This window comes from Rhizobium sp. BK212, assembly GCF_014197475.1.
Taxonomy (GTDB): domain Bacteria; phylum Pseudomonadota; class Alphaproteobacteria; order Rhizobiales; family Rhizobiaceae; genus Rhizobium; species Rhizobium anhuiense.
In genome coordinates this window covers 757,336-772,392 of the sequence record NZ_JACIFS010000002.1, presented here as the reverse complement: position 1 = coordinate 772,392, position 15,057 = coordinate 757,336, and the positions used below count along the sequence as shown (strand labels likewise).

The following is a 15,057-nucleotide window of genomic DNA, read 5'->3' as shown; positions in this document are numbered from 1 at the left end:
CCGGAGCCCGCGCTTGCGGGTTCCGGCCTTCGATTTTATGATTACCCGGCCATTTAACGGCTGGGGGCGCTGGAACTTTGACTATGGACAATACCATCCTCGAGATGCGGAGCATCACCAAGACGTTCCCGGGCGTCAAGGCGCTGGAGAACGTGAACCTCAAGGTTCGCCAGGGTGAGATCCACGCATTGGTGGGCGAAAACGGGGCCGGCAAATCGACCCTGATGAAAGTGCTATCAGGCGTCTATCCCACCGGAAGTTATGACGGCGACATCGTCTATGAAGGCGAGACGCGCAACTTCAAGGCCCTGAGGGACTCCGAAGAAATCGGCATCGTCATCATCCACCAGGAACTGGCGCTCGTGCCGTTGCTGTCGATCGGCGAAAACATCTTCCTCGGCAACGAGAATGCCAAGAGCGGCGTCATCAGCTGGGACGAGACGTTCAACCGTACCAAGCAGCTGCTCAAGAAGGTCGGCCTGCAGGAATCTCCGAACACTTTGGTGACCGACATCGGCGTCGGCAAGCAGCAGCTGGTCGAGATCGCCAAGGCGCTGTCGAAGAGCGTGAAGCTGCTTATCCTCGACGAGCCGACGGCCTCGCTCAACGAAAGCGATTCCGACGCTCTGCTCAACCTGCTGATGGAGTTCCGCAAGCAGGGCATCACCTCGATCATCATTTCCCATAAGCTGAACGAGATCCGCAAGGTCGCCGACCAGATCACCGTCCTGCGCGACGGCATGACCGTCAAGACGCTCGACTGTCACGCGGACGAAATCAGCGAAGACATCATCATCCGCAACATGGTCGGCCGCGATCTCGAAGACCGCTATCCGCCGCGTTCGGTGCCGATCGGCGAAACCATTCTCGAAGTGAAGAACTGGAACGCCTATCACCAGCAGCACCGCGACCGCCAGGTTCTGCACAATATCAACATCACCGTCCGGAAGGGCGAGGTCGTCGGCATCGCCGGCCTGATGGGGGCAGGGCGCACCGAATTCGCCATGAGCCTGTTTGGCAAGGCCTATGGCCACAAGATCTCGGGCGAGGCGCTGATGCACGGCAAGCCGGTCGACGTCAGCACCGTGCGCAGGGCGATCGACGCGGGTCTCGCTTACGTTACCGAAGACCGCAAGCAACTCGGCCTCGTGCTCAACGACACGATCCTGCACAATACGACGCTCGTCAATTTGAAGGCGGTGTCGAATGCGTCCGTCATCGACAGCGTCAAGGAATCGCGGGTTGCGACCGACTATCGCTCGAAGCTGCGCATCCGCTCCTCCAGCATCTTCCAGGAGACGGTCAATCTTTCCGGCGGCAACCAGCAAAAGGTGGTGCTGTCGAAATGGCTGTTCTCCAATCCCGATGTTTTGATCCTCGACGAGCCGACGCGCGGCATCGATGTTGGCGCAAAATACGAAATCTATACTATCATCAACCAGCTTGCCGCCGATGGAAAGGGCGTTCTGATGATCTCGTCGGAAATGCCCGAACTGCTTGGCACTTGTGACCGCATCTACGTGATGAACGAAGGACGCATCGTCGCTGAACTGCCGAAGGGAGAAGCAAGCCAGGAAACCATCATGCGCGCTATCATGCGCTCAGGGGAGAAGAAGCAATGACACCGATCAATCAACCCATCGCTGAGCAGGGGCGTGTCGTCTCCATCGGAGACTATGTTCGCGGCAACATCCGCGAATATGGCATGTTCATCGCGCTCATCGCGATCATGGTGTTCTTCCAGTTCTCGACCGGTGGCGTTCTCTTCAGGCCGCTCAACCTGACCAATATCATTCTGCAGAACTCGTTCATCGTCATCATGGCGCTCGGCATGCTTCTGGTCATTGTCGCCGGCCATATCGATCTTTCGGTCGGATCGGTCGTCGGCTTTATCGGCGCTATCGCCGGCGTGATGACGGTGCAATGGCACACGAATTATGTCCTGGCGGGTATCGTATGTCTTGCCATGGGCGCGCTTGTCGGCGGCATCCAGGGCTATTTCGTCGCTTATCACAAGATCCCGTCCTTCATCGTCACGCTGGCCGGCATGCTGGTCTTCCGCGGCCTGACGCTGTTCGTGATGACGGCATCGGGGACCGGCACCAGCATCGGTCCTTTCCCGCCGGCATTCCAGCTGATCAGCATCGGCTTCCTGCCGAACGCTTTCGATATGGGCGGCATCAACTCGACCTCGATCATCCTCACCGTCGTCGGCGCCGTCGCCCTCTTCTATCTGGCATGGCGCAAGCGCCTGTCGAATGAGAAGCATGGCAACGATGTCGAGCCGCTCGGCTTCTTCCTCGCCCAGAACGCCCTCGTCACGCTCGCCATCCTGGCGCTCGGCTATCAGCTGTCGATCTATCGCGGCTTCCCGAACGTGCTGATGGTCATGCTGGTCCTGGTCGCTGCCTATGCCTTCATTACCCGCCGCACGACGATCGGCCGCCGCATCTATGCCATGGGCGGCAATGAGAAGGCGACGAAGCTTTCCGGTATCAACACCGAGCGGCTGACCTTCCTGACCTTCGCCAATATGGGCCTGCTCGCCGGACTGGCCGGTCTGATCGTCGCGCTGCGTCTCAACTCGGCGACGGCCAAGGGCGGCTTCGGTCTTGAACTCGACGTGATCGCTGCCTGCTTCATCGGCGGCGCATCCGCCCAGGGCGGCGTCGGCAAGGTCACCGGTGCTGTCATCGGCGCTTTGATCATGGGCATCATGAACAACGGCATGTCGATCCACGGTCTCGGCACCGACTCGCAGCAGATGGTCAAGGGCGCCGTGCTCCTCGCCGCCGTGTTCTTCGACGTCTATAATAAGAACAAGGGCTGAGCGCTTCCGAAGCGCCAGCCAGGCATTCGCAGTCATATGAATGATGGATTCCGGCTCCTGATGGAGCCGGACAGGCGGAGCTTTTTCCTGTCTTCGCCGAAACGAGAAGGATCGAAGACGTGCTTATTTCCCAGATCAAAGGTGCCAACGGAGAGATCGTCGTCGCCGTGCGTGAGCCGGGCGGCGCTGCAAAGTCGGTCAACAATGCCGGCAGCGTCTATGCGCTGGCGATGGAAGCCGCAGACGGCGGCAAGTCGCTTGCCGCGGTCATCGAGGCGCATGGCTACGGCGATGCCGTCGATCTTGAAAAGGCCTATGCGGAAGGCCGCTTCCTTCCGCCGATCACCCATCCCGATGCCGCCCATCTGCATCTGACCGGCACCGGCCTGACACATCTGGGATCGGCGGCAACGCGCGATTCCATGCACAAGAAAACCACCGAAGCCGCCGAGGAAACCCTGACGGACTCGATGAAGATGTTCAAGATGGGGCTGGAGAACGGCAAGCCGAAATCAGGCGAGAAGGGCGTGCAGCCCGAATGGTTCTACAAGGGCAACGGCTATGGCACGGCAGCCCCCGGCGCCCCGCTCATCTCGCCGTCCTTCGCGCTCGACGGCGGCGAAGAACCTGAAATGGCCGGCATTTACGTGATCGCCAAGGACGGCTCGCCGTTCCGCATCGGCTTTGCGCTGTCGAACGAGTTTTCGGACCACGTCACCGAGCGGATCAACTATCTCTATCTGGCCCACTCGAAACTGCGCCCGGCCGCCTATGGTCCGGAAATCCGCATCGGCGCCGCACCGGACGATATCCGCGGCACCTCGCGCATCAAGCGCGGCGACAAGGTGATCTTCGAAAAGCCGTTCCTGTCGGGCGAGGCGAACATGTCGCACACCTTCGCCAATCTCGAATATCACCATTTCAAATACGGCCTCTTCCGTGTGCCGGGCGATGTTCATGTCCATATGTTCGGCACGGCGACCCTTTCCTTTGCCGACGGCGTCAAGACCGAAGAGGGCGACGTCTTCGAGATCGAAGTCGCCGAATTCGGCCTGCCGCTCCGCAATCCGCTTGAGGTGGCCGCCGAGGAAGAGATCGCCGTCAGGCAGCTCTGAATTCAAGACCTGGCCGCATTCGGCGGCCGAGTCATGCTCGTAAACGGTAAAGGAGGCTTGTTAAGCCCATGACCATTTATCAAAACCTGATCGCCGGCGAATGGGTCGGCTCGAACGCGACGAAGAACATCAACCCGTCGGATACGAATGAAGTCGTCGGCCTCTATGCCGACGGCAGCGCTGATGACACGAGAAACGCCATTGCCGCCGCCAAGGCCGCCTTCCCGGCCTGGTCGCGCTCGGGCATCTGGGAACGTCACGTCATCCTGAAGAAGACCGGCGACGAGATCATGGCGCGCAAGGACGAGCTCGGGGCGCTGCTCGCCCGCGAGGAAGGCAAGACGCTGCCGGAAGCCACCGGGGAAGTGATCCGCGCCTCGCAGATTTTTGAATTCTTCGCCGGTGAAGCGCTGCGGCTGGCCGGCGAGGTCCTCCCCTCGGTTCGCCCGAACATCGGCGTCGAGATCACCCGCGAGGCGCTTGGCGTCATCGGCATCATCACGCCGTGGAATTTCCCGATCGCCATTCCCGCCTGGAAGATCGCGCCGGCGCTCTGCTACGGCAACACCATCGTCTTCAAGCCGGCCGAACTGGTGCCCGCCTGTTCCTGGGCGATCGTCGATATCCTCAACCGCGCCGGCCTGCCGAAGGGTGTGCTGAACCTCGTCATGGGCAAGGGCTCGGTCGTCGGCCAGGCCATGCTCGAAAGCCCCGACGTTCACGGCATCACCTTCACCGGTTCCACCGGCACCGGCCGGCGTGTCGCCGCCGCCTCCATCGAGCATAACCGCAAGTTTCAGCTGGAAATGGGCGGCAAGAACCCGATGGTCGTGCTCGACGATGCCGACCTCAACGTCGCCGTCGAGGCTGCCGCCAATTCCGGCTTCTTCTCCACAGGCCAGCGCTGCACGGCGTCGTCGCGCCTGATCGTCACCGAAGGCATCCACGACAAGTTCGTCGCAGCACTCACCGACAAGCTGAAGACGCTGGTCGTCGACAACGCGCTGAAGGCCGGCACCCATATCGGCCCGGTCGTCGATGAGCGGCAGCTGAAGACCGATACCGACTATATCGAGATCGGCAAGTCGGAAGGCGCCAAACTCGCCTTCGGCGGCGAGGTCATCTCGCGCGACACGCCCGGCTTCTACCTGCAGCCGACGCTGTTTACCGAAGCGACCAACCAGATGCGGATTTCGCGCGAGGAGATCTTCGGACCTGTGGTCTCGGTGATCCGGGCGAAGGATTACGACGAGGCGCTCGCCATCGCCAACGACACGCCGTTCGGCCTTTCGGCCGGCATCGCCACGACCAGCCTGAAACATGCGACGCACTTCAAGCGCAATTCCGAGGCCGGCATGGTGATGGTCAACCTGCCGACGGCAGGCGTCGATTTCCACGTTCCCTTCGGCGGCCGCAAAGGTTCGTCCTACGGCCCGCGCGAGCAGGGCAAGTACGCCGCCGAATTCTACACAACCGTCAAGACCGCCTACACGCTGGCTTGAGACAAAGGCGATGACCCGGACCGTACGAGGCGGTCCGGCGACATCCTGAAGGATAGAGACGATGAAGAAGAAAGCGGAATGGCCGCGCAAGCTGAGGTCGCAGGAATGGTACGGCGGCACGAGCCGCGATGTGATTTATCACCGCGGCTGGCTTAAGAACCAGGGTTATCCGCACGACCTGTTCGACGGCCGGCCGGTGATCGGCATCCTCAACACCTGGTCGGATATGACCCCGTGCAACGGTCATCTCAGAGAGCTCGCCGAAAAGGTGAAGGCGGGCGTATGGGAGGCCGGCGGCTTCCCGCTTGAGGTGCCGGTATTCTCGGCGTCGGAAAACACCTTCCGCCCGACCGCGATGATGTATCGCAACCTTGCCGCGCTCGCGGTGGAAGAGGCGATCCGCGGCCAGCCGATGGACGGCTGCGTGCTGCTGGTCGGCTGCGACAAGACCACGCCGTCGCTTCTCATGGGAGCGGCTTCCTGCGACCTGCCGTCGATCGTCGTCACCGGCGGACCGATGCTGAACGGCTATTTCCGTGGCGAACGCGTCGGCTCGGGCACGCATCTGTGGAAGTTTTCCGAAATGGTGAAGGCCGGCGAGATGACGCAGGCCGAATTCCTCGAGGCGGAAGCCTCGATGAGCCGTTCGTCGGGCACCTGCAACACCATGGGCACCGCGTCCACCATGGCTTCCATGGCCGAGGCGCTCGGCATGGCACTGTCAGGTAATGCCGCGATCCCGGGCGTTGATTCCCGCCGCAAGGTCATGGCGCAGCTCACCGGCCGGCGCATCGTCCAGATGGTCAAGGACGACCTGAAGCCCTCCGACATCATGACGAAGCAGGCTTTCGAGAACGCCATCCGCACCAACGCGGCCATCGGCGGATCGACCAATGCCGTCATCCACCTGCTCGCCATCGCCGGCCGTGTCGGCATCGATCTTTCGCTTGATGACTGGGACCGCTGCGGCCGCGACGTTCCCACAATCGTCAACCTGATGCCGTCGGGCAAATACCTGATGGAAGAGTTCTTCTATGCGGGCGGCCTGCCGGTGGTGCTGAAGCGCCTCGGCGAGGCAGGTCTTCTGCACAAGGATGCGCTGACGGTCTCCGGCGAAACCGTCTGGGACGAGGTCAAGGAGGTCATCAACTGGAACGAGGACGTCATCCTGCCGGCTGAAAAGGCGCTGACATCTTCGGGCGGCATCGTCGTGCTGCGCGGCAATCTCGCGCCGAAGGGCGCGGTGTTGAAGCCTTCGGCCGCCTCGCCGCATCTCCTGGTGCACCGGGGCAGGGCCGTGGTGTTCGAGGACATCGACGACTACAAGGCCAAGATCAACGACGATAATCTCGACATCGACGAAACTTGCATCATGGTCATGAAGAACTGCGGGCCGAAGGGTTATCCCGGCATGGCCGAGGTCGGCAACATGGGGCTGCCGCCGAAGGTGCTGAAGAAGGGCATCCTCGACATGGTGCGCATTTCCGACGCGCGCATGTCCGGAACGGCTTACGGCACCGTCGTGCTGCACACCTCTCCGGAAGCAGCCGTCGGCGGACCGCTGGCGGTCGTGAAAAATGGCGACATGATCGAGCTGGATGTGCCGAACCGTCGCCTGCATCTCGACATTTCCGAGGAAGAACTGGCGCGGCGGCTCGCCGAATGGCAGCCGAACCACGATCTGCCCAAATCAGGCTATGCCTTCCTGCATCAGCAGCATGTCGAGGGGGCCGATACCGGTGCGGACCTCGACTTCCTCAAGGGATGTCGCGGAAACGCTGTCGGTAAGGACAGCCACTGACAGCGTAGATCCAGGATTGGAAATCGATGAAAGGCGGGGCATCACCCCGCCTTTTTTGCACTTGTTCAATGAGAAGATGGCGGCAATTTTGACGTGCGACGCCTCCCGAAATAAGGTGGATTTCGGGAGTGTCCAGTCAGCTCTGGCTTTGACTTTGCATCTGGCCGCCGTCTTCTACCTTCACGGTGACCGACAACGTTTCGCCCGGCGTACCGATGCGCATGCCTGAAATCGGCGCGGCGTCGCGGTAGCAGAGGCCGGAGGCGATCCTGACGTACCGGGCATCCGGGCAGATCTCGTTGGCGGGATCGAAGCCGACCCAGCCGAGGCCGGGAATATGGGCCTCGGCCCAGGCATGGGTCGCCGCCTGCTCGACCTTCTCTTCCATCATAAGATAGCCCGAGATGTAACGCGCCGGCACCTGCAGGGCGCGGGCGGCGGCAATGAAAATGTGCGCGTGGTCCTGGCAGACGCCGCTCTTCTTCTCCAGCGCCTGTTCGGCCGTCGTCTCGGTGTTGCTGGTGCCGGGCTTGTAGTCGACCGTCTCGTGGATTGCCGCCATCAGCGCATGCATGCGGGCAAGCTCGTTATCGCCTCCGACACCCTTGATCAGTTCCTTGACCAGCTTGCCGCCCTTGGTCAGCGGCGTGTCGCGCAGAAACAGCCAAAGCGGGCAGAAGCCGGTATGCGGGCCGGTGACGCCGTTGTTGTCCTCCGTCTCGACCTCGCCTTCGGCGAGAATGCGCGTCACGTCCTGCTCGCCTTCCAGCGAGACCAGATTGACGTGATTGCCGTACTGGTCGTCATACTCGACCTCGGGTACGGCACCCTCGACGTTCAGCGCCCAGGTGAGGACTTTCTGATGGGGGCTCGTCGGCGGCGTCAACCTCAGCCGTTGCAGCGAGAACTGCGTCGGTCCGTCGTAGCGGTATTCGGTGAGATGGCTGATCTTCATTCTCATGTTCTGATCCGCTTATACATAGAACCGGTAGCCGTCGGAAATTTCCGCACCGAGCTTGTTGTTGCGCGCAACGAAATCCTCCAGGAATTCGTGCAGGCCCTGATCCATGATATCCCGGATCGCTCTCGTCTGCAGTGTGGTGCGGATTGCGTCCGCCGTATCGTGAGCGGCGAGCCGCTCCCCGTAATCCGTGGCGAGATAGCCGAGATTGCTGACGATCTTCTCATAGCAATAGGCAAGCGAGCGCGGCATCTGCACATTCAGCGTCAGAAAGTCGGCGATGTTCATCGCACGGTATTCGCCGTCATAGGCCCAGCTATAGGCCCGGTGTGCGGAGACCGAGCGCAGGATCGATTCCCACTGCACATTGTCGAGAGAGGAGCCGACTGATGAGACCGAGGGCAGCAGCACGTAATATTTCACGTCGAGGATGCGGCTGGTATTGTCGGCCCGCTCGATGAAAGTGCCGATGCGGGCGAAATTATAGAGTTCGTTGCGCAGTGTCGAGCCGTGGAAGGCGCCGCGGATGAGGCCGGCGCGGCGCTTGATGACGTCGATCACCTCCGGCATGTCGGCCGCCTTGACGCGCTTTTCGAGCAGAGACTTCAGCTCGATCCAGCATTCGTTGGTGGCTTCCCAGGTTTCGCGCGTCAGAGCCGTCCGCACCATGCGGGCATTGTTTCTGCCGGACTCGATGCAGGACATGACGCTCGACGGATTGGCGCGATCACGCAGGAGATAGTCGATCGCGTCGGCGTTCGTCAGCTTCGTGTGGCCCTCGTCATAGGCCTCGCGCACGCCGGCACTTTGCAGCACGCCATCCCAGTTGTCATCGCCTGTGCTGCTGCGGGTCAGCGACATGCGCAACCCGGCATCGATCAGGCGGGCGATATTTTCGGCACGCTCGATGTAACGGAACATCCAGTAGAGGCCGTTTGCGGTTCTTCCGAGCATCAGTCCTCCAATACCCAGGTGTCTTTGGTGCCGCCGCCCTGGCTGGAATTGACCACCAGCGAGCCTTGCTTCAGCGCCACGCGGGTGAGCCCGCCCGGAATGATCTGAACCTTGTCGGATACAAGCACATAGGGGCGAAGGTCGACATGGCGCGGCGCGATGCCCTTGTTGACGAGAATCGGGACGGTAGAGAGCGACAGCGTCGGCTGGGCGATGTAATTGTTCGGCTTGGCCTTCAGCTTCTCGGCGAAATCGGCGCGTTCCTTCTTCGATGCCGTCGGTCCCACAAGCATGCCGTAGCCGCCGGAACCGTGCACTTCCTTGACGACCAGCTCCTCCAGATGTTCCAGCACGTATTTCAGGCTTGATGCTTCCGAACAACGCCAGGTCGGCACGTTTTCGAGCAGGGCCTTGCGGCCGGTATAGAATTCGACGATCTCGGGCATATAGGAATAGATCGCCTTGTCGTCGCAAATGCCGGTGCCCGGCGCATTGGCGATGGTGATGTTGCCGGAACGGTAGACATCCATGATGCCGGGAATGCCGAGCGCGGAATCGGCCCGGAAGGTCAGGGGATCGAGGAAGTCGTCGTCGACGCGGCGGTAGAGCACGTCGATCGCCTCGTAACCGCGGGTCGTCCGCATCTTCACTTTGCCGTCGATGACGCGCAGATCCGAGCCCTCGACCAGTTCGACGCCCATCATGTCGGCGAGGAAGGAATGCTCGTAATAGGCCGAATTGTAGATGCCGGGGGTCAGCACCGCGACGCGCGGCTTGCCGGTGCAGCCGGGAGGAGCAAGCGAGGCGAGGCTCTGGCGCAAGAGATAGGGATAATCCTCGACACGCTGCACCTTGTTCTTGTGGAACAGTTCCGGGAACATCTGCATCATGGTTTCCCGGTTTTCCAGCATGTAGCTGACACCGGAGGGCGTGCGGGCGTTGTCCTCAAGCACGTAAAACTGGTCCTCGCCGGTGCGCACGATGTCGGTGCCGACGATATGGGTGTAGACGCCGCCGGGCGGACGGAAGCCGATCATCTCGGGGATGAAGGTGACGTTGTTCTCGATCAGTTCGCGCGGGATGCGGCCGGCGCGGATGATCTCCTGCTTATGGTAGATATCGTCCAGAAAAGCGTTGAGTGCGATTACCCGCTGCTCGATGCCCTGGGCGAGCTTGCGCCATTCGCGGGCGGAGATGATGCGGGGAATGATGTCGAAGGGGATGAGTTTTTCGGAACTGTCGGCATGGCCGTAGACCGCGAATGTGATGCCGGTCTTCCGGAAGATGTTTTCCGCATCGCGGGACTTGGCAATCAGATGCGCCCGGTCTTGGCTGTTGTACCACTCGAAGTATTTGTCATAAGGCGGGCGAGGGCTTTCGTCCCCGGTAATCATTTCATCAAATGCCAAAAGCGCGGCTCCCCTTTTTTGTTCATTTGAATACAACGCAAATGGCAATGCAAGAACCATGCGCAGTTCGGGGAAAAGATTTTGCGCTGCGAGAAACGGGTGAAAATCTGGGCATTTAACGTGATGCGCTGCGGCATGACGGATATTCATCCAAGGTGCCTGCGTAAAATCTGAGCATATGACCGTTTTTCGTTCAGCCAAGGCGATCGAATATGGCCATGCGCGCGAGGCTCGCCGACCTCTGCAGAACCGCCATCGGGTCCTTGCATCAGCGAAATTTCAAATAAGCATCAACGCTTCGTCTTTGACTGCGGCTACGGGGTGCCGCTATCAGCACAGCGAAGCTTTTATTGCGAGCCGCCATGTCCCTCGATCGCCTTGCCCCCGCCGTTTTCGTCCTGCTCTGGTCCACGGGCTGGGTGGTGGCGAAATATGCCTCGCTGCATTCCGAGCCCTTCACCTTTCTTTCGATACGTTACGCGCTGTCGGCGGCGGCGTTTCTGGCGCTCTGCCTGGCGGTGCGGGCGCGATGGCCCAAAAGCCGGGCGACAGCGCTGCGCGCCATCTATTCCGGTTTCTTCCTGCATGGTTTCTATCTCGCCGGTCTCTGGTGGGCGATCGCCAACGGGGTGCCGGCCGGCATATCGGGCATCATCGCGGCGCTGCAGCCGCTGTTGACGGCGATGGCGGCTCCTTTCCTCATCGGCGAGCGCTTGCAGCAGGCACAGAAACTTGGCCTTGCTCTCGGCTTCATCGGCATTGCCATTGCGATTTCGCCGAAGCTGCTCGATCCGGCGACCGCCGATCTCACCCATGCCGCCCTGCCGCTGGCGATCAACCTCGTCGCCATGGCGGCCGTCACCTACGGCACGCTCTACCAGAAGAAACACCTGCAATCCGGTGACCTCAGAACGATCGCGACCCTGCAATATATCGGCGCGCTGATCCTCACCCTGCCGCTTTCGCTCATCTTCGAGCATCAGCATTTCGACGGCGCCGCGCAGGCCTATGGCGCGCTCATTTGGTCGGTTTTCGGCCTGTCGATGGGCGGGGTCGGACTGCTGCTTCATCTGATCCGTCGCGGCCAGGTGTCCCGCGCCGCCTCGCTGATCTACCTGATGCCGCCGACCGTCGCGCTCGAGGCCTTCATCGCCTTCGGGGAACCGCTGACCCTGCCGTTGATCCTCGGCACCGTGGTGGTCGTGACAGGCGTTTATCTCACCAACCGCCGGGCGGTCAGCGAGCATAGGCCGGTCGAGGTATAGAGCCTGTGCGTTCTTTCGGACGCAGAAAAGACACCCTAACACTTTCAACCCTCGCATCATGCTTTCTGAAAATCGATTCCGATTCTCGGAAAGCATGATGCGGAGATAACAAAAAGGCCGGAGATATCCCCGGCCTTTCCGCTTTTCAGTCGTTCAACGATCAGGCGCGTTCGCGGCGCTGGCCGCTGCCGTTGCGGGAGCCTGAGCCACCGCGGCGGTTGCCGCCGTTGCCGTCGCGGCGTGGTTCGCCGCCCTGGGCCTGCTGCGGGCCGCGGTCTTCGCCGTGCTTGCGGGCCGGGCGGCCGTGGGCATGGCGATTATTGCCGCGGTGATGACCGCTCGGTTCGCCATTGGCGTGGGCGCCGTGATGCGCCGGACGCTGCGGCTTTGCCGAGGGGCGGAAGTCGGAGGTTGCGACCAGATCGTTATCAGGACCGAGATCCGGGGTCACTTCGCCGCGGCGCTGGCCGCGGAAATCCTCGTTACGGCTGGTCGGGCGCTCGGGGCGCGGGCGGCGCTCCTGGCGGCTGCCGCGATGCTCGGAGCGATTCTGGTCGCCACGGCCTTCGCCGCGACCATTACTTTCGCGACCCTGGCCGCCATTGCGATTGCGGTTGTTGCCGTTGCCGTTGGCACGACGGGGTGTGGCGTTCATGTTTGCCGGAGGTTCGCCGCTTGCGACGGTGATATCGATGCCCATCAGGCGTTCGATGTCACGCAGCAGCTTGGCTTCGTCAGGGGCGCAGAAGGCGATGGCGATGCCGTCGCGGCCGGCGCGCGCCGTGCGGCCGATGCGGTGGACATAGGCGTCGGGCACCTCAGGCAGATCGTAGTTGTAGACGTGGCTGACGGCCGGGATATCGATGCCGCGGGCGGCGACGTCGGTGGCGATCAGCGTCTTGATGCTGCCGTCGCGGAAGGCCTTCAGCGCCCGTTCGCGCTGACCCTGGCTCTTGTTGCCATGGATCGAGGCAACGGAATAGCCGATGTTCTCGAGATGCTTCATCAGCTTTTCCGCACCGTGCTTGGTGCGCAGGAAGACGATGGCGCGGCCATCCGGGTTTTCAGTCAGCGACTTGCGGAGCAGTTCCGTCTTGTCGTTCTTGCCGCCGACGAAATGGACGTATTGTTCGACCTTGTCGGCAGCCTTGCCCGGAGGCGTAACTTCGACCTTGACGGGATCGACGAGGTATTCGCCGGCGAGATCGGCGATCGCCTTCGGCATGGTGGCCGAGAAGAGCATGGTCTGGCGCTTCTTGGGCACCATCTTGGCGATCTTGCGCAGATCATGCACGAAGCCGAGGTCGAGCATCTGGTCGGCTTCGTCGAGCACGAGATAGCGGACCGTGGTCAGCGTGATCGCGCGGCGATTGACGAGGTCGAGCAGGCGGCCAGGCGTGGCAACGAGGATATCGGTGCCCTTTTCGAGTTGAAGCTGCTGCTTGTTGATCGAAACGCCGCCGACGACGACATTGATGCGCAGCGGCGACTTGCGGATGAACTTCTTCAGGCTCTCGGCGATCTGGTTCACCAGTTCGCGGGTCGGGGCCAGGATCAGCGTCCGCGTCGTGCGGTTGTCGGGACGCCGTTCGTCGGCGAGCAGCTTTTCGATGAGAGGCAGGCCGAAAGCGGCGGTCTTGCCTGTGCCGGTCTGGGCGAGGCCGATCAGGTCGCGGCCTTCGAGGAGGAGAGGAATGGCATGTTCCTGGATGGGTGTCGGCGTTTCGATGCCGAGCTGGAACAAAGTAGCGACGATCGGCTTGGAGACACCAAGCGATTCAAAATTAGTCAAGGCATAACCTTTCGGGGCGCCACAACGACTATTGCCGGAACGCACCATGCGATCCGGTTTCATTCTGGCGTCAAGAACCCCGCGTGAAGTGGGAACTTGTGAGTTGAAAAAAGCTTTCCAGCGCTTCTGGCCGCTCATGGGAGTGCGGCGCTCTATCGAAATGCGCTTTTGTCCCTTCTTCCTGCGTCCGTATTTTTTAGCAGGGGCACGCTCACGCGGCGGCCGGAAGGGTGAAAGCTGATCCGCATTTGGGCTAGTTCGCGTGGAAAGTCAAGTGCGGTGCACAAGAAAGCCTTAGCCTGGGTCAGCTGAGGGCATAACGAGGACGAAGCTTTCCGATGCGGTCTCCGCGCCGTTGACGAGGATGGCGATGTGGTGTTTGCCGGGATAATAGCGCCGCGTCGTGATTGGCCGCATGGCGTGGCGGCGCTCAATCGTCTGGCTTTGCCCGGGCGCGAGCGTGATCGTCTTGCACTTGAAGACCTTGGGCGAGAGCGAACCGTCGCCCTTCACATGGTGGATGGCGTAGTCGATCATCAGCGATTGCGGGACCTCGCCGGCATTCGTCAACCGGATTTCGAAATCCAACCCTTCGCCGAACATCACCTCACCGTTTACGAGCCGTAATTCGCATTGGAGCGAAGCGGTGGCGGCGAAGCCGAAATTGGCGAGCGCCCGCGCGTGGCCCTTCTTCAGAAGCGTGCGCGAGGCGTGTTTCAGCAGCCAGCGGCGTTCGGGCGAAGCGGCATCGATATGGGCGGCGATAAAGGCGGCGACCATATCGGGGTGATCCTTGGCGACGTCGTTCAGGCTGTTGGCGACGGAACGGCGTACATAATCCTCCGGGTCATCCATCAGCGCGGTCAGGATGGGCAGGATCGGCGCCGGGTCCTTTACGAGCTGCGGCAGGCGCATGGCCCAGGGCAGGCGTGGCCGCGTTCCCTCGCTCGCCAGCCGGCGCACATGCCGGTCGGGATCGCCGACCCAGCCGGAAATGATGGCGAGTGCACGTTGCTGGTCGCGGTGGATGAATTGCCGGATGCCGAATTCGGCCGTGAAATGCGGCGTCAGCGCCTTCAGCAGGTCGAGGCCGAGATCGAAATGATCAAGGCCGCGCGCAGCGATGAACTGATTGACCGGCAACAGCATCCAGCCGGAGAGCCCCGGCCTGCCGGTGGCGGGCAGGCTTGCCATCAGAATGGCTGCGGCCTCGCGGAAATCATCGGGAAGCGTGGCAAACAGGGCGTCGCGGATCAGCGCCGAGCGCTCCATCAGTTCCAGCGCCGCGAGGCCATTGGTCGCCAGCGTCACGAAACGGTCTCTGTCGAAAGCCGACGCGTTGCCACCAATACGATCGGCCATATCGCCGACCAGCGCTTCATGCAGCAGGTTCTTGAGCGGTTCCGGCATGCTGGGTCCTTCCTCTAT

The 15,057-nt window shown here is 61.5% G+C and carries 11 protein-coding genes; 6 read left to right on the top strand and 5 right to left on the bottom strand.

The features are described from left to right. Positions 1-83: 83 nt before the first annotated feature. The 5 genes from mmsA (at position 84) to araD (ending at position 7,248) form a co-directional block, all read left to right on the top strand. Positions 84-1,622: a multiple monosaccharide ABC transporter ATP-binding protein gene (gene mmsA, locus FHT79_RS08765; protein ID WP_047611458.1), complete on the top strand. Its 1,539-nt coding sequence runs from the start codon at positions 84-86 to the stop codon at positions 1,620-1,622. Then, positions 1,619-2,830, top strand: coding sequence for a multiple monosaccharide ABC transporter permease (gene mmsB / locus FHT79_RS08760; protein WP_047614346.1), 1,212 nt, complete (start codon positions 1,619-1,621; stop codon positions 2,828-2,830). Before mmsA ends, mmsB begins: the two co-directional genes overlap by 4 nt. Positions 2,831-2,949: 119 nt before the next feature. Beyond that, positions 2,950-3,945 carry an AraD1 family protein gene (gene araD1, locus FHT79_RS08755; protein WP_183903265.1) on the top strand — a complete coding sequence of 332 codons (996 nt, stop codon included), beginning with the start codon at positions 2,950-2,952 and terminating at the stop codon, positions 3,943-3,945. A 68-nt stretch (positions 3,946-4,013) separates the two neighbouring features. Continuing rightward, entirely contained in the window at positions 4,014-5,447 is a 1,434-nt protein-coding gene (locus FHT79_RS08750) for an aldehyde dehydrogenase family protein (RefSeq protein ID WP_047614342.1), read from the top strand. 61 nt (positions 5,448-5,508) lie between these two features. Then, on the top strand, positions 5,509-7,248 hold the full coding sequence (araD, locus tag FHT79_RS08745) for an L-arabinonate dehydratase (protein WP_047611438.1): 1,740 nt from the start codon (positions 5,509-5,511) through the stop codon (positions 7,246-7,248). 136 nt (positions 7,249-7,384) lie between these two features. On the opposite strand, the gene FHT79_RS08740 is transcribed toward araD, so the two are convergent. Genes FHT79_RS08740 through FHT79_RS08730 form a run of 3 tightly spaced genes read right to left on the bottom strand, consistent with a single transcriptional unit; the run spans position 7,385 to position 10,572 of the window. Then, positions 7,385-8,209 (bottom strand): transglutaminase family protein, encoded by an 825-nt coding sequence (locus tag FHT79_RS08740; RefSeq protein ID WP_063474461.1) that lies wholly within the window; start codon positions 8,207-8,209, stop codon positions 7,385-7,387. A 12-nt stretch (positions 8,210-8,221) separates the two neighbouring features. Beyond that, positions 8,222-9,163, bottom strand: coding sequence for an alpha-E domain-containing protein (locus tag FHT79_RS08735; protein ID WP_047611433.1), 942 nt, complete (start codon positions 9,161-9,163; stop codon positions 8,222-8,224). After that, positions 9,163-10,572 (bottom strand): circularly permuted type 2 ATP-grasp protein, encoded by a 1,410-nt coding sequence (locus FHT79_RS08730; RefSeq protein ID WP_047611432.1) that lies wholly within the window; start codon positions 10,570-10,572, stop codon positions 9,163-9,165. The genes FHT79_RS08735 and FHT79_RS08730 overlap by 1 nt, the downstream gene beginning before the upstream one ends. Positions 10,573-10,934: 362 nt before the next feature. Between FHT79_RS08730 and FHT79_RS08725 the strand changes: the two genes are divergently transcribed. Continuing rightward, positions 10,935-11,837, top strand: a complete 903-nt coding sequence (locus FHT79_RS08725; RefSeq protein ID WP_183903264.1) for a DMT family transporter — start codon at positions 10,935-10,937, stop codon at positions 11,835-11,837. A 160-nt stretch (positions 11,838-11,997) separates the two neighbouring features. Here FHT79_RS08725 and FHT79_RS08720 read toward each other — a convergent pair whose 3' ends face one another. Both FHT79_RS08720 and FHT79_RS08715 read right to left on the bottom strand, forming a co-directional pair. Next, positions 11,998-13,677, bottom strand: a complete 1,680-nt coding sequence (locus FHT79_RS08720) for a DEAD/DEAH box helicase (RefSeq protein WP_063474464.1) — start codon at positions 13,675-13,677, stop codon at positions 11,998-12,000. A 246-nt stretch (positions 13,678-13,923) separates the two neighbouring features. Further along, a complete protein-coding gene (locus FHT79_RS08715; RefSeq protein WP_183903263.1) occupies positions 13,924-15,039 on the bottom strand; it encodes a DNA alkylation repair protein in 1,116 nt (371 codons plus the stop codon). Between the last annotated feature and the right edge of the window lie 18 nt (positions 15,040-15,057).